Genomic DNA, 19,221 nt, shown 5'->3' on the forward strand with positions numbered 1-19,221 from the left:
TAACTCTAGATTAATTAAGTTAATAATCAATGGAAATAGCAATTTTAGGATTAGGATGTTTTTGGGGACCTGAAATTAAGTTTAGTAAACTTGATGGAGTTATAAAAACAGAAGTGGGTTATTGTGGAGGTAACAATGCTGAAACAAATTACAAAGAAGTATGCACAGGTACAACAAATCATGCTGAAGTAGTTAAGTTAGAATTTGATCCAAGTATAATTTCTTACGAAAATATTCTTGAACATTTTTTTAAATTTCATGACCCTACTACATTAAATTCTCAAGGACCTGACTTTGGAACTCAGTATAGAAGTGAAATTTTTTATACAAACGATAATCAAAAAACTATTGCACAAAAGATGGTAGAAAAAGAAAATATCAAACTATCTGGCAAGGTGGTAACAAAAATCTCATTAACTAAAAACTATTGTACAGCAGAAGAGTATCACCAAAAGTATTTAGAAAAAAGATAGCATGTCATTAGTTGATACAGATTGGTTAGAGAAAAATCTCGACAAAGTAAAGATAATTGATTGTTCTTGGCATATGCCTGCTGAAAATAGAAATGCTAAAGAAGAATTTGATAAAGAACATATTCCAAATGCTATTTTTTTTGATTTAGATAAAAACTCAAGACAAGATACTGACCTTCCTCATATGCTTCCAACCTTAGGGGCTTGGAACGAAATAATCTCAAACTTAGGAATCTCAAATGATGATCATGTCGTAATTTATGATGATTCAAATGTCATAAGTTCATGCAGAGGTTGGTATAATTTCATTTATTTTGGTCATGATCCAAAATTGGTCTGTGTACTTGATGGTGGTTTTAAAAAATGGAAAAGTGAAAATAAAAAGACATCAAATGCTTCGTCAAGTTTCAATAAATCTGTTTATGAGGGACATGAATTATCAAAACTTGTAAAAAATAAAGTCTTAATTGATCAAAACATTTCTCAAAGAGAATTCACAGTAGTAGATGCGCGAAGTAGAGAAAGATTTGAAGGTAAAGCTCCCGACCCAAGAAAAAATGTAAGAAGTGGCTCTATACCAAATTCAATTTGCTTACCTTTTGTAGAAGTAATAAATGAAAATAAGACTTTCAAAAATAAAGAGGATTTAAATAAATTATTTCAAGAAATATCCAAAAATTATAAAGAAAATTTAGTTTTTTCTTGTGGATCTGGTGTTACAGCTTGTGTTTTAGCGCTTGCATATTCTCTAGTTAATACTAAATATCTTCCGACCATTTATGATGGATCTTGGTCGGAGTACGGAAAAATTTAAATTATGAAAACATCAACTAAAATAACAAGTATAATAGTTATCTTCTTCCTAATTATTGCCATAGTTATTATTGGCAGGACAATGATTGGAAATCATTTCAAAAAAAAATTTAGTAAAAGACCTCCTCCTGGAATAATAGTAACCACAACACAAGAAAGAACTTTTGAAAATGTCATAAGTACATACGGAACAGCAGCTCCAATTAAAACTCAGTCATTTAAGGTTGAAAAGTATGAGATACTTAAACCGATAGATTTTAATAAAAAAGTTAAAAAAGGCGATGTTGTTGCTAATCTTAAGAATAGAAAAATTATTGCTCAATTTGATGGAGTTATTGGAAAAAGAGAATTTTCTGAGGATTTAGAAGTATCAAAATCTTCTTTATTAATTAATTTAGAGGATACTAGCTCACTATATTGCGACGTAGATATTCCAGAAATTTTTGTTCCATTTATAAAAGTTGGTTTACCAGTTGATATAAAGTTTTCTGGATACAAAAATAAAATTTATAAAGGTGAAGTTGACTCTTTTGCAAGCAGAATAAGTCAAGATACAAGGTCTTTAGCTACAAGAATAAAGATGGATAATAAATCTGGAGAAATATTACCAGGTTCATTTTTAGAAATTTCAATTAAATACAATGTTAGAGATGGTTTAAGTGCACCTGATACAAGCACAATAGTCGAAGGTGAAAATATTTTTATATATAAAGTGGATGAGAAAAATAAAGTAATGAAAACAAATGTTACTGTGGGTGATAGATATTTAGGTTTTGTAGAAATTTTAGATGGATTAAACAAAGGTGATAAAATTGTAGCTGAGGGAACAAAAAAAGTTAGACCAAATTTAACGATTAGACCTATAGAAAAAGGTGCAAAGAAAAAACAAGGAAATTCTGGCTGGGGGAAAAAAAAGGAATCTAAAAAAACTGAAGAAAAAAAAGGTAAATTTGATTGGTTAAAAAATATTTTTAAAAAATCTGAAAAAGAAAAAAAATAATTAAATGTATATAACCGAAGTTAGTATTAAACGACCTGTTGTTGCTTGGGTAATGTCTTTAATCCTAATCATTTTTGGAATATTTGTTTTTGCAGAGCTACCTGTTCGAGAACTTCCAGATGGAATACAACCACCTGTAGTCCAGGTTCAAACAGATTATAAATCAGCATCAGCAGAGATTGTTGATGAAGAAATAACTCAAAAACTTGAAGATGTGATAGGTGGTGCAGAGGGTATTAAAAACATCGACTCTAGTTCTTTGAATGGACGAAGTAGGATTAATATACAATTTAATACAGATATTGATTTAGATGATGCAGCGAATGATATTAGAGAGAGAGTTGCTCGTGTTGTTGACAATTTACCTAGCGAGTCTAATCCACCCCAAATTCTAAAACAAGCAGCAGGTTTCACAACTACAATGTGGGTAGCACTGACATCTCCTACATGGGATGATCTTGATCTTGGAGATTATGCTGAGAGATATTTGATAGATGCTTTTTCAAGTGTCCCAAATGTTGGAAGAATTTTAGTTGGTGGACTGAGAGAGCTTAGTGTAAGAGTTTGGATAGACCCAATCAAATTAGCAGCCAATAACCTTACAATTCAAGAGGTTGAAAGAGCTTTAAGAAATGAAAATCTTAATATTCCTGCTGGTACATTAGAGGCAAATAATAAAGATTTAACTTTAAATATAGATAAGTCTTATTCAAACATAGATACTATAAAGCAACTGCCTCTTAGAAAAAATAAAGACAAAGTAGTAATACTTTCTGATGTAGCAAATATTGAATTTGGACCAGTTTCAGAGAAAACTTTATTCAAAGCACAAAGTAAAAATGCACTCAACCTAAAAACTGTAGGAATTGGCATATACGCTAAAAGTGGTGCTTCAACAGTAGAATTATCAAACCAAATTAAAGCCAAAATAAAAGAACTAAATAAATCACTTCCAGATGGACTAAGTTTAGAGATAGCATTTAATAGAGCAACCTATATTGGGGCTGCAATCGAAGAAGTTTATAAAAGTTTAATTATTGCTTTTGTTTTAGTGGTTTTAATCATTTATCTTTTTCTTGGAAATCTTAAAGCGGTAATTGTACCAGCTGTAGCTCTTCCAGTTAGTTTAATTGGTTCATTTCTTGGATTGTACATTTTTGATCTCTCAATAAATATTTTTGTATTATTAAGTTTTATTTTAGCAATAGGAATAATTACTGATGACTCTGTAATTATGACAGATGCTATTTATACTAGAATAGAAAATGGTGAAACACCACTAGTTGCTGCTTATAAAGGTTCTAAGCAAATTACTTTTGCTATTATTGCAACTACTTTAATTTTAATTGCAGTGTTCTTGCCGCTTATATTTATTAAAGGGATATCTGGAACTTTATTTAAAGAGACTGCAATAGCGCTATCATTTTCAATTGTAGTATCATCCTTTGTTGCATTAACTCTATCTCCAATGCTTGGAAGTAAGTTTTTAAATAAAAAAGAAAAAGTTAATTTCTTAGTTAAAAAATTTAATAATAAATTTAAATCTTTTACTGAATTTTATATTGTTTCACTTAAGTACTGGATAAATAGACAAAAAACTATTTCGATATTTATAATTTTTATCATTGCAGCATCTGCTTATCTTTTTAATTTTTCAAAAAAAGAATTGCTGCCTATGGAGGATAGAGGTTCTTATTTAATAATAGGTTCAACAGATGAAGGTAGCTCATTTGAATATACTCAAGAAAAGGCTCAGATAATCGAAGGGAGAATATTAAGATTATTGCAAGCAGAAGATAGCCCATATGAAAGACTAATTATGAGAGTTCCTGGATTTGGAAGATCTGCAACATCTTATAACACTTTTATAATCATTGCTTTACTTGATGAATGGAAAAACAGAGAAAAAAATAGTCAAACTGTATTAAGAGAAGCTATTGGACAAGTTGTTTCAGTTCCAGAAACTTTTGCTTTTCCAATATCCCCACAAGGAATAAGAGTTTCAAACTATAACAAACCAGTACAGATGGTTATTTATGGGACAAGCTATGAAGAATTGGAAGATATTCAAAATAGTGTTCTAAGAGAATTGAGAAGAAATAGAAATATGTTCAGAGTTGAAAGTGATTACACAAAAAACAAACCTGAAGTAAAATTAATCACAAACAAAAATCGAGCTAATGACCTAGGTGTATCTACAGAAAATATAGGTAGAACTCTTGAAACACTTTATGGAGGCAAAAGAGTTACTTCTTTTAGCAAAGAAGGAAGAGAATACCCAATAATTTTACAACAATATTTGGCTGATAGACGTGATCAAGATGGGTTATCAAAAATATTCGTTAGATCTGAAACAACTGGTAAATTAGTTTCAATAGCTAGTCTTGTTGAATTTGAGGAAAAAGGGACTGCAGAGGCATTACCAAGATACAATAGACAAAGAGCTGTTACAATTTCAGCTGCACTATCAGAAAATTATACTCTAACTGAAGCTGTTAAATATTTAGAAGAGACAATGATAAAGGTTGCACCTCAAAATCAAATTACTTGGAAAGGAAAATCAGAAGAATTGAAAGAAACTACAAATGAAATTTATTTAATTTTTGCTTTAGCTTTGTTGACTGCTTATTTAGTAATGGCAGCAACATTTAACTCTTTTGTACACCCTTTTATAATTATTTTGACAGTTCCTTTGGCTGTGTTTGGTGGTTTAGTATTTATTTTATTTTTAAATAGTTCAGTAAATATATTCTCACAAATTGCCTTGATTATTCTTATTGGTATTTCAACAAAGAATAGTATTTTAATTGTTGATTATGCTAATCAAATAAGAACGACGGGTGTTAAGATTCAAGAGGCAGTGTTGAAAGCCTGCCAGCTAAGAATTAGACCTATTATAATGACATCATTAAGTACTATGATTGCAATGATACCTTTGGTTGTTGGAAATATAGGTCCTGGTGCTGGAGAAGGGTCAAGATTAGCAGTTGGTGCAACTATTTTAGGTGGAATGATTATATCAACATTCTTTACTCTATATGTAACTCCTACAATGTATTTAGCATTAGCGAAAAATACTAAGCGGATTGATGCTGTAGATATAGAGCTGAAAAAACAATTAAATTAAAAAATAATATACTTACTTGTAGTTAATTTATTTTTACAATCTAATAATTGTTTTTTATAAATATTAGACTGTTTCTCAACTCTTTTAGCTAAGTTAATAACCTTTTTATTTTTTTTGTAATTTTTATAATTCCCCCAACCCTCATGGTATGCAATGTATTGTCTAAAAGAATCTTTCTTTGAAACTTTTAAAATTTTTTCAGTTTTGTTTGTGTACCAACCAATAAAATCTACACTATCTTTAAATCTCGTTCTTGTAGCAAATTTATTACCAGTTTCATCTTTATATTGTTTCCATGTACCTTTGACTGCTTGGGAGTAGCCAAAAGAACTAGAGGGTCTTTTGTAAGGAATAACTTTAAATATTTTTTGTCTCGGAGGTTTTGCCAACCAATCAAAACTCGACTCCATTTTGATTATTGCAAGTTGTAAATAAACTGGAGTACCCCACTTTTGCTCAGTTTTTTTAGCATGCTTGTACCATAAATATCTTTCATTAAATATTGAGCAACTGTCTGATGTATTTTTAGGAATTGATGAGCATCCAGAAAGGACAAATAAAAGTATAAGAAAATATTTTATATTTGAACTCATTAAGTTTTTTTCAAAATATAACTTATAATAATTACTATAATAACACCTATAAGATTGCCAAATAAATCTGAAAACTCAAAACTTCTTATTGGAATAATGAAGTGCGCTAGTTCAAGTGAAATTGATAATAAAATTAAGTAAATACTCAAAGGGAAAAATTGATTCCATTTCTTAAATGTAAAAAAACCAATAATAGAAAGTAATAAAAATGCATATAAATGATTTGTAGAAACTATGTAGTCTGGAGTAATTTGAGGCTGTAAATTACAATCATCATATAAAAAACAACCTAAAATACTTCCTGGAAATAAATATAAAATAATTAAAAATAAATTTGATAAATAAAAAATAAATTTATATTTAGAAAAGAAATTTACCATTAATATTATAGTTTTATTTATCAAATTGAATATAAAGATAAAGGGATGAGTTATTTAATTTTAGTGAGACATGGACAAAGTGTGTGGAATCTTGAAAATAGATTTACTGGTTGGGTTGATGTTGATTTATCTGAAAAGGGAAAATCAGAGGCAAAAAAATCGGCTGAATTGATTAACAAAGAAAACCTTGTTATAGATCTTTATTTCTCCTCTGTTCAATTAAGAGCTAAAAATACATTAAAGATCATTCAGGAAGAATTGAAAGGAAACAAATTACCTAGTGAAGCATGGCAATTAAATGAGAGACATTATGGAGCACTTACTGGACTTAACAAGGATGAAATGAAGATAAAACTAGGTGAAGATAAAGTTCACCAATTTAGAAGATCATGGGATTTGAGACCTGATCCTTTAAAGAAAGAAAATCCATACCACCCTTCAAATATAGATATTTATAAAAATATACCTCAAGACAAAATACCAAGTACAGAGTCTCTCAAAGACACCTATGAGAGGGTTATAGATTTTTACAAACAGAAAATTGAAATCATAAACGATAAAAATATTTTAATATCTGCACATGGAAATTCTATTAGAGCTCTTTGCAAATATTTATTTAACTTAAATAATAATGAAATCTCAAAATTAGAAATACCAACAGGTAATCCTTTAGTAATTGAAATGAATAATGAGAAAAAAATTTTAGGAGCTAAATATTTAGATTCTAATAGAGCTAAAGACCTTTTAGTTTTTTAAAAATTTCTAAATTAGTTAAATGATAAAAATTTTGTTTACTTTCGTAACCATATAAGTTTCTAGTATCAATTAATTCGTACCATATTTTAGAAATTGAAAATTTTTTAATAGTTTGATTTAAAAAGAGCTTTTTACTTAGTATTTGACATCCAGTGAAAACATAATTTTTATCTAATTCTTTATCAATTAAATTATTTTCTAAATTGAAATCACCTTTTAAATTTTTATCAAAACTTAAGTTTTTGTTAACTAATAGAAGAATATTATTTAAATTTTTACTAAAATAAAATTCTTCCATTTCTTCTATTTCAGTAAGGTGTTCTTTTGCCCATAAAGTATCAGGATTAAAAATAATAAAATCATTTTCATTCGAATGATTAATTAGATTCAAGATACCACCACCAGTATCTAAAATTTCTTTTCCATCCTCTAATATTTCAATATCAATATCAAAATTTTTATTTTTTAAAAATTTTGGAAAATGATCTTTTAAATAAAACGTATTTATTAAAATTTTCTTAATTCCCAAATTTTTTATTAATTGGATACATTTTTCCAACATTGTTACATTATTAATTTCAAGCAAGGGTTTGGGTGCATCTAATGTTAATGGATTAAGTCTTTTTCCATATCCTGCACATAAAATTAATGCTGTATTTATTTTCATAATTTAATTAATGAATTCTGGAAAATTATTTTTTAATAACAATTTTAAATCTTTAAAAATCTTATTCTGTTTTAATCTGTAATCTATCATTTCCCACGCATAAGGAATTAGTTTAGCATATTTTTTTTTATTTTCTCTGTAAGCAAGCCTTGTGAAAATTCCAATAATTTTCAAATTTCTTAATATTGATAGAATTTCAAAATCTTTTTTAAAGTGAATTAAATTAATTTTTTTATTTGTTTTTATATAATAAGTAAAAATCTTATCTTTTAATATGTTGCTAGTTCTCAATCTGACATCATCAATTAATGATGCTAAATCATAAGCTTTGTTGCCAATCAAAGCATCTTGATTATCAATCAAAGCAATTTGATTATTAAAATACATTAAATTTGAAACATGAAAATCTCTATGCACAAAAGTAATATTTTTATTATTTAATTTAGATAATAATTTATTTATCTCATTTCGAAATTCTTTTTTAAATAAAGATTTTTTTTTATTTAATTTTTTTTCAACATACCAGTCGCTAAAAAGTTTAGCTTCATCATATAAGATTTTATTTTTATATGTTTCAAGTTTGTAATTTTTATCTAAAAAGTTTTTTATCTCTTTAGTTTTAATACTTTGTATACTATTGAGTAGATTAATAATTTTTTTAAAAAAAAAATATTTTTTATTTTTTTTGTTTTTTAAAACTTTAAATAGTGAAACATTCCCAAAATCCTCAATTTCAATAAAGTTTTTTTTATAATTATGACTAATTAGATTAGGTGCTAAAATTTTATTTTTTATTAAGATTTTGTTAACCGCATCATAAGCTAGTAAATGTTTATTTTTCTCTTCTTTTGCATAAACAAAGATAGAGTTATTTTTCTTGTTTCGATAAAATGTTCTAATTGATGCATCACCTTTAATTTTCGTCAAATTTTTTGAATTTTTCATTTAGAATATTTTAATCAATACCCGTGATTTCAACACTTCTATTATTTAACTCATTTTCATAATTAAATCTTAATTCAATAACCTTTTCCTGATAATCTTCTATTAATTGTGGCCATTCAACAAGAGTAATCAAATTATTATCTTTTTCAAATATGTTTAAATTGTTTGTATCAACTTTATTTTTAATTCTAAATAAATCGTAATGTTTTATTTTTTTAGAACCCACTTCGTATTCATTTAATAAATTAAATGTAGGGCTTGCTACTTCTGAAATTGGAAGACTTGAATTTCTTTGAAATTGATTAATCAAATATTTTATAAATGTAGTTTTACCTACACCCATTTCACCATATAAAAATATTATTTCTCCACCTTGTAAAAAGTTTTGAAAACTTTCTGCTAAAACTTTTGTTGTTTCTTCTGAACTTATATCAATCTTGCTATTTTTAATAGCGATAGGCATCTGGTTTAAATGGGCCTTCTGTTCCAACACTTATATAATCAGCTTGTTCTTTTGATAATTTTGTTAATTTTGCTCCAACTTTTTTCAAATGTAATGTTGCTACTTTTTCATCTAAATGTTTTGGTAAAACATATACTTTATTTTCATAATTCTTATGGTTATGCCAAAGTTCTATTTGGGCAATTACCTGGTTAGTGAAAGATGCGCTCATTACAAAGCTTGGGTGACCAGTTGCACAACCTAAATTAACTAATCTTCCTTCAGCTAATAGAATAATTCTTTTTCCACTTGGTAATTCAATTTCATGAACCTGGGGTTTAACTTCAGTCCATTTATAATTTCTTAAAGCCTCAACCTGAATTTCATTATCAAAATGTCCAATATTACATAAAATTGCTCTATCTTTCATGTCTCTCATGTGATCAGCAGTAACAATATCTTTATTACCTGTTGCTGTAACTACAATGTCTGCTCTACTAATAGCTTCTTCCATTAAAACTACTTCATAACCTTCCATGGCTGCCTGAAGTGCACAAATAGGATCTGCTTCTGTAACCAGAACTCGAGCACCACTTTGTCTTAATGATGCGGCACTTCCTTTTCCAACATCACCAAAACCAGCGACTATTGCAATTTTACCCGACATCATAACATCGGTAGCTCTTCTGATACCGTCAACTAAACTTTCTCTACATCCATATAAGTTATCAAATTTAGATTTAGTGACCGAGTCATTAACGTTTATTGCAGGAACTAAAAGAGAATTGTCTTTCTCCATTTTATTTAATGCTTTAATTCCAGTTGTAGTCTCCTCAGAAACACCTTTTATATCTTTCATTAAATCTTTGTATTCATTGTGCATGATAGCGGTTAAATCTCCCCCATCATCTAATAACATATTGGGTTTCCAATCAGGTTTTGCAACTATCGTTTGTTTAATACACCATAAGTACTCTTCTTCTGTTTCACCTTTCCATGCATAAACAGGAATACCAGCTTTTGCTATTGCTGCGGCTGCATGATCTTGTGTGGAAAATATATTACAAGATGACCATCTTACTTCTGCTCCAAGATCTACTAATGTTTCAATTAATACTGCTGTTTGGATTGTCATATGAAGACATCCAATAATTCTAGCACCTTTTAAAGGTTTTTCTTTAGAATACTCTTCTCTTAATGCCATTAAACCAGGCATTTCGCTTTCTGCGATAGAAATTTCTTTTCTTCCAAATTCAGCTTGGGAAATATCTTTTACTTTAAAATCATCCATACTGAGCTTTATACAGTTAAGTTCTAGTTTATCAACCGAAGATTATAAACTAGGAAATTGTATTTCTATCAACGCTCCTTGCTTATCTAGCCTATTAGATGCTTCGATTTTTCCATCATGAAGTTGGACTAAATTTTTTACAATATTCAGACCTAATCCTGAATGCTCTCCAAAATTTTCTGGTCTATTACTATAAAAACGATTAAAAATTTTTGAAGTATCTTTCTCTTTAAATCCTTGCCCCTCATCTAAAATTTTAACTATAACCTTTTTTTCTAATCCATTTGATACGTTTACAATTACCTCGCTGCCCTCATTGCTAAATGAAATAGAATTATCTAATAAATTTGCAATGATTTGCTCAATCCTATTTTCTATTCCATTAATCATGTAGTCTGACTTTCCATCATTTTGATAGTTTATACTTACATTTTTTTTAAATTTATAAATATTATTATAATCATCAACTACAGATTGGATAATTGGTTGTATATCTAATTTTTTCATTTGCTCTTTGCTTAAAGCAACTTCATCTTTCAACATTTGTGAATAATCTGTAATTAATCTTTCAATTCTTTGCACATCATGTGTAAGAATGTCCAAAAGTTTAGTTCTTTGATTTATATCTTTTGTGTCTTTTAAAATTTCTGATGCACTTTTTAAAGAAGCTAGTGGATTTCGTATTTCATGTACTAAATCTGTTGAAAAATTTTCTGCATGAGAAATTCGTTTTTGTAATTCGTTAGTCATATCCTCCATTGAGTTAGATAGTAGTCCTAATTCATCATTTCTATTCTTCAAATTTTCAATTCCGGTTTTACCAAGATTTTTTTCTTTAACTTTTATTGTGTATCCAACTAGGTTTTGAATTGGTTTAATAAAATATCTGCTAAGTACAAAAGAAAAAACTAATATTACAAAACCAACTGATATGGCTGTTCTAATTACAAAAGCTCTTCTCTCATCTATTGCTGTTTTAATTTCATTTGCATTTTCTGAAACAACTATAAAACCTAAATTATTATCATCACTTTTTACATTTTTAACTGTTAAAACTTTAAATTGATTTAGATTATCTTCTGTAAAAGTATAATAATTTCCATAATTATCTGAATTAGAATAATTTTCTAATAAAGTTTTAAATGAAAATTTTTTTTCATTATTTTTAATAGATTTATTTTCCTCATTTTTATCATCTTTAACTTCTTTATTTAAACTTTCAAATTCAATTTTATCTAAACGTGTTGAAAAAGATCTTGGATCAAGATCTAAGGTGTCAGTATCACCAATTAATTCTAATTTGTTATTAAAAAAGATAACTCTGTCTAAATTTTGAAAAATAAATCTTGTCGAAAATAAAAATTTTCTTATATCATTTTCCTGAAATTTTATATTTAACCTTTGAATGTTATCAGTCGTGTTGTTAATAATATTAATATGATCTTTAGATTTTTTTTTTAATAAACTTGGTTCAATGTTGGTAAGATAAATAAGTGTAAATAACCCTATAATCGTAAATATTACAAAGTTTATAAATAGAAATTTTTTAAGTATAGAAAGTGTTTTTAAGTATTTACTAAACATCAGCTAACATTCCATCTATATCCACTACCATATCTAGTTTCAATAGCTGAAAAATCAGGATCTACTTTTTTGAATTTCTTTCTTATTCTTTTGACGTGACTATCAATAGTTCGGTCCTCAATATCGGTATCTTCTCTATAAGCAATATCCATCAACTGAGCTCTTTCTTTAATTATTCCAGGTCTTTTGGCAAGTTCTTTTACAATTAAAAACTCAGTGGTTGTTAATTTATCTGGTAATTGTTTTCCATTCCACTCACATTCAAGTTGGGATGGATCTAATTTTAATCTTCCATGAGAAATTAAACTTTTACTTTCTTCTAAAGCATTATTTGAATCTTTTTTTCTTAATTGAACTCTTATTCTCTCAATTAAAACTTTAATTGAAAAACCTCCTGATTTTTTTACAAAATCATCTGCACCTAATTTTAATCCTAGTAATTCATCAATTTCATCATCTTTGGATGTCAAAAATATTACAGGAAGTGAAGTTTTTTTTCTTAATTTTTTTAGTAATTCTTCTCCATCCATTTTTGGCATTTTGATATCAACAACTGCCAAGTCAGGTGGCATTCTGGTAAGACCGATTAATGCACTTTCTCCATCAATATATGTTTGAACCTTGAAACCCTCTTTTTCTAAAGCAATACTAAGACTAGTGAGTATATTTCTGTCATCATCAATTAGAGCTATGGTTTGTTTTTGCATTTTTATAATTTATATAAAAATATTAAATTGTTCTAAATTAGGCAATTGAATATAATTAGTGAAGCATTCCCCAATTATCACCAACATTAACATCAACTGTTAAAGGTGTAGAAAAAGAGTGATAATCGCTTTGAGTAACACTAGTCATCTCATTCTGAATTAACTTGACCATTACCTTTTCTTCTTTTTTTGGGACTTCAAAAATAAGTTCATCATGAATCTGGAGAAGCATTTTTGATTTCAAATTTTTTTGTTCATTTAATTTTTTGTCTAATCTAATCATTGCTAATCTCATGACCTCTGATGCTGATCCCTGAATTGGAGCATTGATTGCTGCCCTTTCTTGAAAATTTCTAACATTAAAATTTTTATCATTGATTCCATTAAAATGAGATCTTCTTCCAAATATGTTGTTAACATAGCCACTTTTTCTACAAAACTTTATTGTACTATCCATGTAAACCTTAATTTCAGGAAATTTAGCAAAATAAGAATTAAGAAATTCTTCAGCTTCATAATTTGAAACATTTATTTGTTTAGCTAATCCATATTGAGAAATACCATAAATTATTCCAAAGTTTATTGCTTTTGCTTTTCTTCTATGATCTTGATTTACTTTTTTGATATCAATATTAAATATCTGACTAGCTGTTAATGAATGAATATCTTCATCATTTTTAAATGCTTTTTTTAATTCCTTTACATCAGCGAGATCTGCTAAAATTCTCATTTCAATTTGATTATAATCTGCAGATATTAACAAATGATCTTTTTTAGCCTTAAATGCCTTTCTTATATCCTTTCCATCTTCAGATTTAATTGGAATATTTTGTAAATTTGGATCACTTGATGCTAATCTACCTGTTGTTGTTGCTGCCAATAAAAAAGATGTGTGAACCCTTTTTGTATTGGGATTAATATGCTCTGGCAAAGCATCGGAGTAAGTATTTTTTAATTTTGAAACCTGTCTCCAATCTAATACTAATTTTGGAAATTCATGACCTTTGAAGGCTAAATCTTCTAAAACACTTGCGCTTGTTGCAAAACTTCCCTTTTTTGTTTTTTTTGTCCCTGCAATCTTAAGATCATTATAAATAATTTCTCCTAATTGTTTTGGTGAAGCAATGTTAAATTCTTTCTTTGAAATCTTGAAAACTTCTTTTTCAATTTTTTTAATTTTCTTATCAAATTTAGAGGAAAGAGAATTTAAAAATTTACTATCTACTTCAACACCTTCGATTTCCATAAATGCCAGTATTTTAATTAGTGGTTTTTCAAAAATCTCATAGATATTAAATAATTTTTCAGATTTTAAACTTTTGACAAATTTTTTATATAACCTGAAGGTAACATCTGCATCTTCTGCTGCGTAATTTTTTGCTGTTTCTAATTCTACTTCACTAAAATTTATTTCTTTTTTGCCAGTACCAACAATTTCTTTAAATGAAATTGTTTTATGTCCAAGATGGATATCTGAAAGGGTGTCCATGTTATGCCTGTTCTTTCCAGCATCCAAAACATAGGACATAAGCATGGTATCTTCCATTGATGAAAGTGAAATGCCAAGTTTGTAGAGAACTATAAAATCAAATTTAATATTTTGACCAATTTTTTTAACACTTGGATCCTCTAATAAATTTTTTAATTTATTGATAACACTATCTTTATTTAAACAATCCTGAGATTTATGACCAACTGGGATATAACAAGCTTTTCCAATTTTTGAACAAAGTGAAATTCCAACTAAATCAGCCTGATGAGGGTCTAACGAACTTGTCTCCGTATCGACAGCAACTTCCCCCAATTCCTCTGCTTCTTCTATCCACTCATCAATTTCATCAATATCTGTAATTAGATGATAGTCTTTATTATTTATTGGTTTTTGTTTTTCAGTAGATTTTAAATTATTTTCAGATCCAGATAACTTTGGTTCACCATAAGCTGAAATTGCAGAACTTAACAATCTATTAAATTCCATTTCTCTTAAAAATTTATACAGTTTATCTTTATCAACCTCTTTGAGTTTAAATTCTGTTAAGTTTTTATTTACTGGAGACTTGTTGTCTAGAGTCACAAGTTTTTTACTAATTAAAGCTTTATCTTTATTCTCTATTAAAGTTTCTCTTCTTTTGTTCTGTTTAATCTCATGGGCAGAGTCTAATAATTTTTCTAGAGTGCCATATTTATTAATTAATTCTGCGGCTGTTTTAACTCCTATTCCTGGAACACCAGGTACGTTGTCACTACTATCGCCTGCTAAAGATTGAACATCTATAACTTTTGAAGCATCAACACCAAACTTTTTAAACACATCGTCCTCTGTGATAAATTTATTTTTCATAGGGTCAAAAATTCGAACGCCTTTTTTATAAAGCTGCATTAAATCTTTGTCGGATGAAACGATTGTAACTTTAGCTCCTTTTTTAAGAATTTGATCAACATATGTGGCTATTAAATCGTCAGCTTCATAGTTTGGTAAATCCACAGAAGGTAAATTAAATGCTAAAACTGATTTTCTAATATATTCAAATTGAGGTGCCAAATCATCAGGGGCTTCAGATCGATTTGCTTTATAATCACTATAAATTTCATTTCTAAAGGTCTTTCTGGCTGAGTCAAAAATTACTGCAAAATGAGTTGGTTTTTGTAAATTTTGATCAGATTTTGAATCCTCTAATAATTTAAACAACATGCTACAAAATCCACTAACAGCACCTGTAGGTAGCCCATCACTTTTTCTAGTTAATGGTGGTAAGGCATAATAAGCTCTAAAAATATAACCAGAGCCATCAATTAAATAAAAATGATCTGTTTTTTGTATTTTATTCATGAGGATTAACAAATATTACATTGCTAACAATTTCTGTATATAAAAAAATAAAATTAAATCTTAAGGCTAATATAGCTAGATTATTTTTTATATTTTGAGTATTATTTTAATATGGAACTTACAAAAAACTTAACACAAACAAAAATCATAAAATCTTTATTAGCAGTAATTCTAGGTTCAATTGCTTTAACTATTTCTGCAAAAATTAAGATTCCATTTTATCCAGTTCCAATGACAATGCAGACATTTGTTGTGTTATTCTTAGGTGTAAGCTTAGGTTATAAAATTGGTTTAGCTTCTGTAGCTTTGTATTTGTTAGAGGGTATTGCAGGATTACCAGTATTTTCAAACTCCCCAGAAAAAGGAGTTGGTATAGTCTATTTTACTGGTCCAACGATGGGATATTTAATTGGTTTTTTAACTGCTTGTTATTTAGCATCAAAAATTAATACAAAAGATAGTTTAATAAATATTTTAACTAAATTAGTTATTGCAACCTCTACGATTTATATCTTGGGTTTAATATGGCTAGGTACTTTGATTGGTTGGGATAAACCAATATTCTCACTAGGTGCAAAACCTTTTTTATTAGCAGAATTATTTAAAATTATTATTTTAGCTTTAGTTACTAAACAAATAATTAAAATTAGAAATATTATCTAGGAGATCTTTTAGATAGAATTCTTTGAAGAGTTCTTCTATGCATCTTCAATCTTCGAGCTGTTTCGGAAACATTCCTATTACATAATTCAAATACTCTATGGATATGTTCCCATTTAACTCTATCAGCTGACATTGGATTTTCTGGTGGTGCTGCTTTTTTAGCTGGATCTGCCAACAATGCTTTTTCTACATCTTCTGCATCTGCTGGTTTTGCTAAGTAATCAATTGCACCTTCTTTAATTGCTGCAACTGCTGTGGGAATATTTCCATAACCAGTTAGCATTATAATTCGGCTATCATTATTTGAAGATTGAATTTCCTTAACAACCTCAAGACCATTGCCGTCTCCAAGCCTTAAGTCTACGACTGCAAAACCTGGTTTTTTACTTTTAACAGACTCAATACCTTTTTTTACACTCTCAGCTTGAAAAACTTCAAAGCCCTTTTTTTCCATTGCTCTTGCAAGTCTTTCTCTAAAAGGATTATCGTCATCTGCAATTAGAAGCGATTTATTTTCAAAATCACTTAAATTTTGTAATTTGGCTTCGTTTTTCATGAACCATATATGGGGTCTAAATCAAATATTACAATACATGAAAAATACGCATGTCAGGCTTGAATTATTTACTTTACATTGCCTACGTTTACTTTATATGCCTCAAATTATTAAAGTTTTATTAAAAACTTTTTTTTATTAAATTTTTTTTTGGAGGCATATGAAATGCAAAAATTTAAGTCAGTTGAAGAACTTATAAATCAGCTGAAACCTGAAAAGCCTGTTTATTGTATTAGGAAGAAATCCATAGAGTCTTCGGTTAAATTTTTCTTAGATAAATTCCCTGGAAAAATATTATATGCAGTCAAAACAAACCCGCATCCTGAAGTTATTCAAACTATTTTAAATAATGGTGTAAACCAATTTGATGTTGCCTCGATAGAGGAAATTAAGGCCATAAGAAAAATAACTCAAAATGCAAAATGTTCTTACATGCATACAGTAAAAAGTAGAGAAAGTATAAAAGAGGCCTATTTTAATTATGGTGTAAAAACTTTCTCATTAGATACAAAAGAAGAGTTAATTAAAATTATTGAAAGCACAAATAATGCAAAAGATTTAGAATTATTTGTAAGAGTTGCTGTTTCAAATGAGCATGCTGAAATTGATTTATCTAAAAAATTTGGAGCACTAACATCTGAAGCTGTGGGATTGCTAAGATTAGTAAAACAATATGCAAAAAAAATTGGATTAAGTTTCCATGTTGGATCACAGTGTATGCACCCAATTTCATACGCCAAAGGTATAAATGAGATTGGGAATATAATTAAAAAAACAAAAATAATACCTGATACAATAAATGTTGGTGGTGGATTTCCAACAATTTATCCAGATTTAATTCCTCAATCATTAGATGAATACTTCAATGAAATTAAAAAAAGTTTATCTAATTTAAAATTAGAAAAGTTGCCAGAGATAATTTGTGAACCAGGAAGAGCATTGGTTGCAGAAAGTGGTTCAACAATTGTTAAAGTTAATTTAAGAAAAAAACAAAAACTTTATATAAACGATGGAACATATGGAACCTTATTTGATGCAGGGACACCTAACATAGTTTATCCATCTAAAATGATTAAAGAAAATTCAAATAAAATAATTTCAAAAAAAATGACTGCTTTTGATTTCTTTGGTCCTACTTGCGATAGCATGGATTATATGAAAGGACCTTTTGTATTACCAAATAATATTAAGGAAAATGATTACATAGAACTTGGTCAACTTGGAGCATATGGATTAACTTTTAGAACACAATTCAATGGTTACTATTCAGATGAAATTTATGAAGTTGAAGATAAACCAATAATGTCAATGTATGAAAAAGACGTTAACAGCGCTCATATGGTTGCTTAATGTCAGACCAAAAAAATCCAGGACATAATAGTAAAAGAGATTTTTTAAAAAATCCTGTCGAACATATAGATATTACTTCGTTTGACTCTAGAACAATTATTTCTTCAATGGAGAAAATGTCATTTGTATCTAGAGAGACTGCAAATGCAGCAAACATTTACAACGAAATGCTTAAAGATAAGGAGTGTACAATTTTTCTTACTTTAGCAGGATCAACATCTGCAGCAGGATGTATGAATATTTATAAAGATCTTGTTAAATACAATATGGTTGATGCAATTGTAGCAACAGGGGCATCAATTGTAGATATGGATTTTTTTGAAGCTCTTGGATTTAAACATTATCAGGGATCTCAATTTCAAGATGATACAGAATTAAGAGACAACTATATTGATAGAATTTACGACACGTATATCGATGAAGAAGAACTTCAAATGTGTGATAAAATTATTTGTGAAATTGCAGATACTTTAGAACCAAGAAGTTATACTTCGAGAGAGTTTATTTTAGAAATGGGAAAATATTTAAAAAAAAATTCAAAAAAGAAAGACTCTTTAATTGAAACAGCTTACGATAATAATGTTCCAATTTTTTGTCCAGCTTTCACAGATTCAAGCGCAGGTTTTGGTCTTGTAATGCATCAAGAAAAAAATCCAAAAAAACATATGACTATAGACTCAGTTAGAGAATTTAGAGAACTAACTGAAATTAAAATCAAATCAAAAGGTTCTGGTTTATTTATGATTGGTGGAGGAGTTCCTAAAAATTTTATTCAAGACACTGTTATTTGTGCTGAGCTTCTTGGTAAAAATGTAGATATGCATAAGTATGCTGTACAAATTACAGTTGCTGATAGTAGGGATGGTGCATGTAGTAGTTCTACTTTAAAAGAAGCAAGTTCTTGGGGTAAAGTGGATATCACTAAAGAACAAATGGTATTTGCTGAAGCAACAAGTGTATTGCCATTAATAACTAGCGATGCTTACCACAAAGGTGAATGGAAAAATAGAGAACGAAAAAACTTCTCAAAATTATTTATATAAA

18 protein-coding genes are annotated in these 19,221 nt (G+C 28.3%); 8 read left to right on the forward strand and 10 right to left on the reverse strand.

The features are described 5' to 3' along the window. The first annotated feature begins 29 nt into the window (after positions 1 to 29). Genes msrA through ACTTAR_RS04375 form a run of 4 tightly spaced genes read left to right on the forward strand, consistent with a single transcriptional unit; the run spans position 30 to position 5,413 of the window. Entirely contained in the window at positions 30 to 473 is a 444-nt protein-coding gene (msrA, locus tag ACTTAR_RS04360) for a peptide-methionine (S)-S-oxide reductase MsrA (protein ID WP_440681572.1), read from the forward strand. 1 nt (position 474) lies between these two features. After that, positions 475 to 1,287: a rhodanese-like domain-containing protein gene (locus ACTTAR_RS04365; RefSeq protein ID WP_440697804.1), complete on the forward strand. Its 813-nt coding sequence runs from the start codon at positions 475 to 477 to the stop codon at positions 1,285 to 1,287. Between the two features lie 3 nt (positions 1,288 to 1,290). Then, complete coding sequence (locus ACTTAR_RS04370; RefSeq protein WP_440697805.1) at positions 1,291 to 2,286, forward strand: efflux RND transporter periplasmic adaptor subunit; 996 nt, start codon at positions 1,291 to 1,293, stop codon at positions 2,284 to 2,286. 4 nt (positions 2,287 to 2,290) lie between these two features. Further along, positions 2,291 to 5,413, forward strand: a complete 3,123-nt coding sequence (locus tag ACTTAR_RS04375) for an efflux RND transporter permease subunit (RefSeq protein ID WP_440697806.1) — start codon at positions 2,291 to 2,293, stop codon at positions 5,411 to 5,413. On the opposite strand, the gene ACTTAR_RS04380 is transcribed toward ACTTAR_RS04375, so the two are convergent. Continuing rightward, positions 5,410 to 6,006, reverse strand: coding sequence for a transglycosylase SLT domain-containing protein (locus ACTTAR_RS04380; RefSeq protein WP_440697807.1), 597 nt, complete (start codon positions 6,004 to 6,006; stop codon positions 5,410 to 5,412). The two genes, ACTTAR_RS04375 and ACTTAR_RS04380, sit on opposite strands and share 4 nt — an antisense overlap. Next, positions 6,006 to 6,386, reverse strand: a complete 381-nt coding sequence (locus ACTTAR_RS04385; RefSeq protein WP_440697808.1) for a hypothetical protein — start codon at positions 6,384 to 6,386, stop codon at positions 6,006 to 6,008. Before ACTTAR_RS04385 ends, ACTTAR_RS04380 begins: the two co-directional genes overlap by 1 nt. A 45-nt stretch (positions 6,387 to 6,431) precedes the next feature. Here ACTTAR_RS04385 and ACTTAR_RS04390 point away from each other — a divergent pair, with 45 nt between their 5' ends. Further along, on the forward strand, positions 6,432 to 7,142 hold the full coding sequence (locus ACTTAR_RS04390; RefSeq protein WP_440697809.1) for a 2,3-bisphosphoglycerate-dependent phosphoglycerate mutase: 711 nt from the start codon (positions 6,432 to 6,434) through the stop codon (positions 7,140 to 7,142). Here ACTTAR_RS04390 and ACTTAR_RS04395 read toward each other — a convergent pair. The 7 genes from ACTTAR_RS04395 to polA are packed head-to-tail and all read right to left on the reverse strand — an operon-like array spanning position 7,120 to position 15,608. Further along, a complete protein-coding gene (locus ACTTAR_RS04395; protein WP_440697810.1) occupies positions 7,120 to 7,809 on the reverse strand; it encodes a sugar phosphate nucleotidyltransferase in 690 nt (229 codons plus the stop codon). The two genes, ACTTAR_RS04390 and ACTTAR_RS04395, sit on opposite strands and share 23 nt — an antisense overlap. A 3-nt stretch (positions 7,810 to 7,812) precedes the next feature. Continuing rightward, positions 7,813 to 8,754: a phosphotransferase gene (locus ACTTAR_RS04400; protein ID WP_440697811.1), complete on the reverse strand. Its 942-nt coding sequence runs from the start codon at positions 8,752 to 8,754 to the stop codon at positions 7,813 to 7,815. 10 nt (positions 8,755 to 8,764) lie between these two features. Next, positions 8,765 to 9,217 (reverse strand): tRNA (adenosine(37)-N6)-threonylcarbamoyltransferase complex ATPase subunit type 1 TsaE, encoded by a 453-nt coding sequence (gene tsaE, locus ACTTAR_RS04405; protein ID WP_440697812.1) that lies wholly within the window; start codon positions 9,215 to 9,217, stop codon positions 8,765 to 8,767. Beyond that, positions 9,201 to 10,487 (reverse strand): adenosylhomocysteinase, encoded by a 1,287-nt coding sequence (ahcY, locus tag ACTTAR_RS04410; protein ID WP_440697813.1) that lies wholly within the window; start codon positions 10,485 to 10,487, stop codon positions 9,201 to 9,203. Before ahcY ends, tsaE begins: the two co-directional genes overlap by 17 nt. Before the next feature lie 42 nt (positions 10,488 to 10,529). Further along, entirely contained in the window at positions 10,530 to 12,071 is a 1,542-nt protein-coding gene (locus ACTTAR_RS04415) for an ATP-binding protein (RefSeq protein WP_440697814.1), read from the reverse strand. Next, complete coding sequence (locus ACTTAR_RS04420) at positions 12,071 to 12,778, reverse strand: response regulator transcription factor (RefSeq protein ID WP_440681559.1); 708 nt, start codon at positions 12,776 to 12,778, stop codon at positions 12,071 to 12,073. Before ACTTAR_RS04420 ends, ACTTAR_RS04415 begins: the two co-directional genes overlap by 1 nt. A 55-nt stretch (positions 12,779 to 12,833) precedes the next feature. Further along, complete coding sequence (polA, locus tag ACTTAR_RS04425; RefSeq protein ID WP_440697815.1) at positions 12,834 to 15,608, reverse strand: DNA polymerase I; 2,775 nt, start codon at positions 15,606 to 15,608, stop codon at positions 12,834 to 12,836. A gap of 111 nt (positions 15,609 to 15,719) precedes the next feature. On the opposite strand from polA, the gene ACTTAR_RS04430 reads away from it, so the two are divergent. Continuing rightward, positions 15,720 to 16,271: a biotin transporter BioY gene (locus ACTTAR_RS04430; protein WP_440697816.1), complete on the forward strand. Its 552-nt coding sequence runs from the start codon at positions 15,720 to 15,722 to the stop codon at positions 16,269 to 16,271. Here ACTTAR_RS04430 and ACTTAR_RS04435 read toward each other — a convergent pair. Next, positions 16,264 to 16,827, reverse strand: a complete 564-nt coding sequence (locus ACTTAR_RS04435; RefSeq protein ID WP_075506503.1) for an ActR/PrrA/RegA family redox response regulator transcription factor — start codon at positions 16,825 to 16,827, stop codon at positions 16,264 to 16,266. The two genes, ACTTAR_RS04430 and ACTTAR_RS04435, sit on opposite strands and share 8 nt — an antisense overlap. Before the next feature lie 165 nt (positions 16,828 to 16,992). Here ACTTAR_RS04435 and ACTTAR_RS04440 point away from each other — a divergent pair, with 165 nt between their 5' ends. Both ACTTAR_RS04440 and ACTTAR_RS04445 read left to right on the forward strand, forming a co-directional pair. Next, a complete protein-coding gene (locus tag ACTTAR_RS04440) occupies positions 16,993 to 18,177 on the forward strand; it encodes a type III PLP-dependent enzyme (protein WP_440634792.1) in 1,185 nt (394 codons plus the stop codon). Continuing rightward, positions 18,177 to 19,220, forward strand: coding sequence for a 1,9-bis(guanidino)-5-aza-nonane synthase (locus tag ACTTAR_RS04445; RefSeq protein WP_440697817.1), 1,044 nt, complete (start codon positions 18,177 to 18,179; stop codon positions 19,218 to 19,220). Before ACTTAR_RS04440 ends, ACTTAR_RS04445 begins: the two co-directional genes overlap by 1 nt. Position 19,221: the final 1 nt, after the last annotated feature.

The sequence above is a fragment of the Candidatus Pelagibacter sp. HIMB1709 genome (assembly GCF_052047635.1).
Classification (GTDB): domain Bacteria; phylum Pseudomonadota; class Alphaproteobacteria; order Pelagibacterales; family Pelagibacteraceae; genus Pelagibacter.

Excerpts from the sequence above, each read along its gene's own strand:
- msrA (WP_440681572.1), top strand. The coding sequence starts at position 30 with ATGGAAATAGCAATTTTAGGATTAGGATGTTTTTGGGGACCTGAAATT.
- ACTTAR_RS04365 (WP_440697804.1), top strand. The coding sequence starts at position 475 with ATGTCATTAGTTGATACAGATTGGTTAGAGAAAAATCTCGACAAAGTA.
- ACTTAR_RS04370 (WP_440697805.1), top strand. The coding sequence starts at position 1,291 with ATGAAAACATCAACTAAAATAACAAGTATAATAGTTATCTTCTTCCTA.
- ACTTAR_RS04375 (WP_440697806.1), top strand. The coding sequence starts at position 2,291 with ATGTATATAACCGAAGTTAGTATTAAACGACCTGTTGTTGCTTGGGTA.
- ACTTAR_RS04380 (WP_440697807.1), bottom strand. The coding sequence starts at position 6,006 with ATGAGTTCAAATATAAAATATTTTCTTATACTTTTATTTGTCCTTTCT.
- ACTTAR_RS04385 (WP_440697808.1), bottom strand. The coding sequence starts at position 6,386 with ATGGTAAATTTCTTTTCTAAATATAAATTTATTTTTTATTTATCAAAT.
- ACTTAR_RS04390 (WP_440697809.1), top strand. The coding sequence starts at position 6,432 with ATGAGTTATTTAATTTTAGTGAGACATGGACAAAGTGTGTGGAATCTT.
- ACTTAR_RS04395 (WP_440697810.1), bottom strand. The coding sequence starts at position 7,809 with ATGAAAATAAATACAGCATTAATTTTATGTGCAGGATATGGAAAAAGA.
- ACTTAR_RS04400 (WP_440697811.1), bottom strand. The coding sequence starts at position 8,754 with ATGAAAAATTCAAAAAATTTGACGAAAATTAAAGGTGATGCATCAATT.
- tsaE (WP_440697812.1), bottom strand. The coding sequence starts at position 9,217 with ATGCCTATCGCTATTAAAAATAGCAAGATTGATATAAGTTCAGAAGAA.
- ahcY (WP_440697813.1), bottom strand. The coding sequence starts at position 10,487 with ATGGATGATTTTAAAGTAAAAGATATTTCCCAAGCTGAATTTGGAAGA.
- ACTTAR_RS04415 (WP_440697814.1), bottom strand. The coding sequence starts at position 12,071 with ATGTTTAGTAAATACTTAAAAACACTTTCTATACTTAAAAAATTTCTA.
- ACTTAR_RS04420 (WP_440681559.1), bottom strand. The coding sequence starts at position 12,778 with ATGCAAAAACAAACCATAGCTCTAATTGATGATGACAGAAATATACTC.
- polA (WP_440697815.1), bottom strand. The coding sequence starts at position 15,608 with ATGAATAAAATACAAAAAACAGATCATTTTTATTTAATTGATGGCTCT.
- ACTTAR_RS04430 (WP_440697816.1), top strand. The coding sequence starts at position 15,720 with ATGGAACTTACAAAAAACTTAACACAAACAAAAATCATAAAATCTTTA.
- ACTTAR_RS04435 (WP_075506503.1), bottom strand. The coding sequence starts at position 16,827 with ATGAAAAACGAAGCCAAATTACAAAATTTAAGTGATTTTGAAAATAAA.
- ACTTAR_RS04440 (WP_440634792.1), top strand. The coding sequence starts at position 16,993 with ATGCAAAAATTTAAGTCAGTTGAAGAACTTATAAATCAGCTGAAACCT.
- ACTTAR_RS04445 (WP_440697817.1), top strand. The coding sequence starts at position 18,177 with ATGTCAGACCAAAAAAATCCAGGACATAATAGTAAAAGAGATTTTTTA.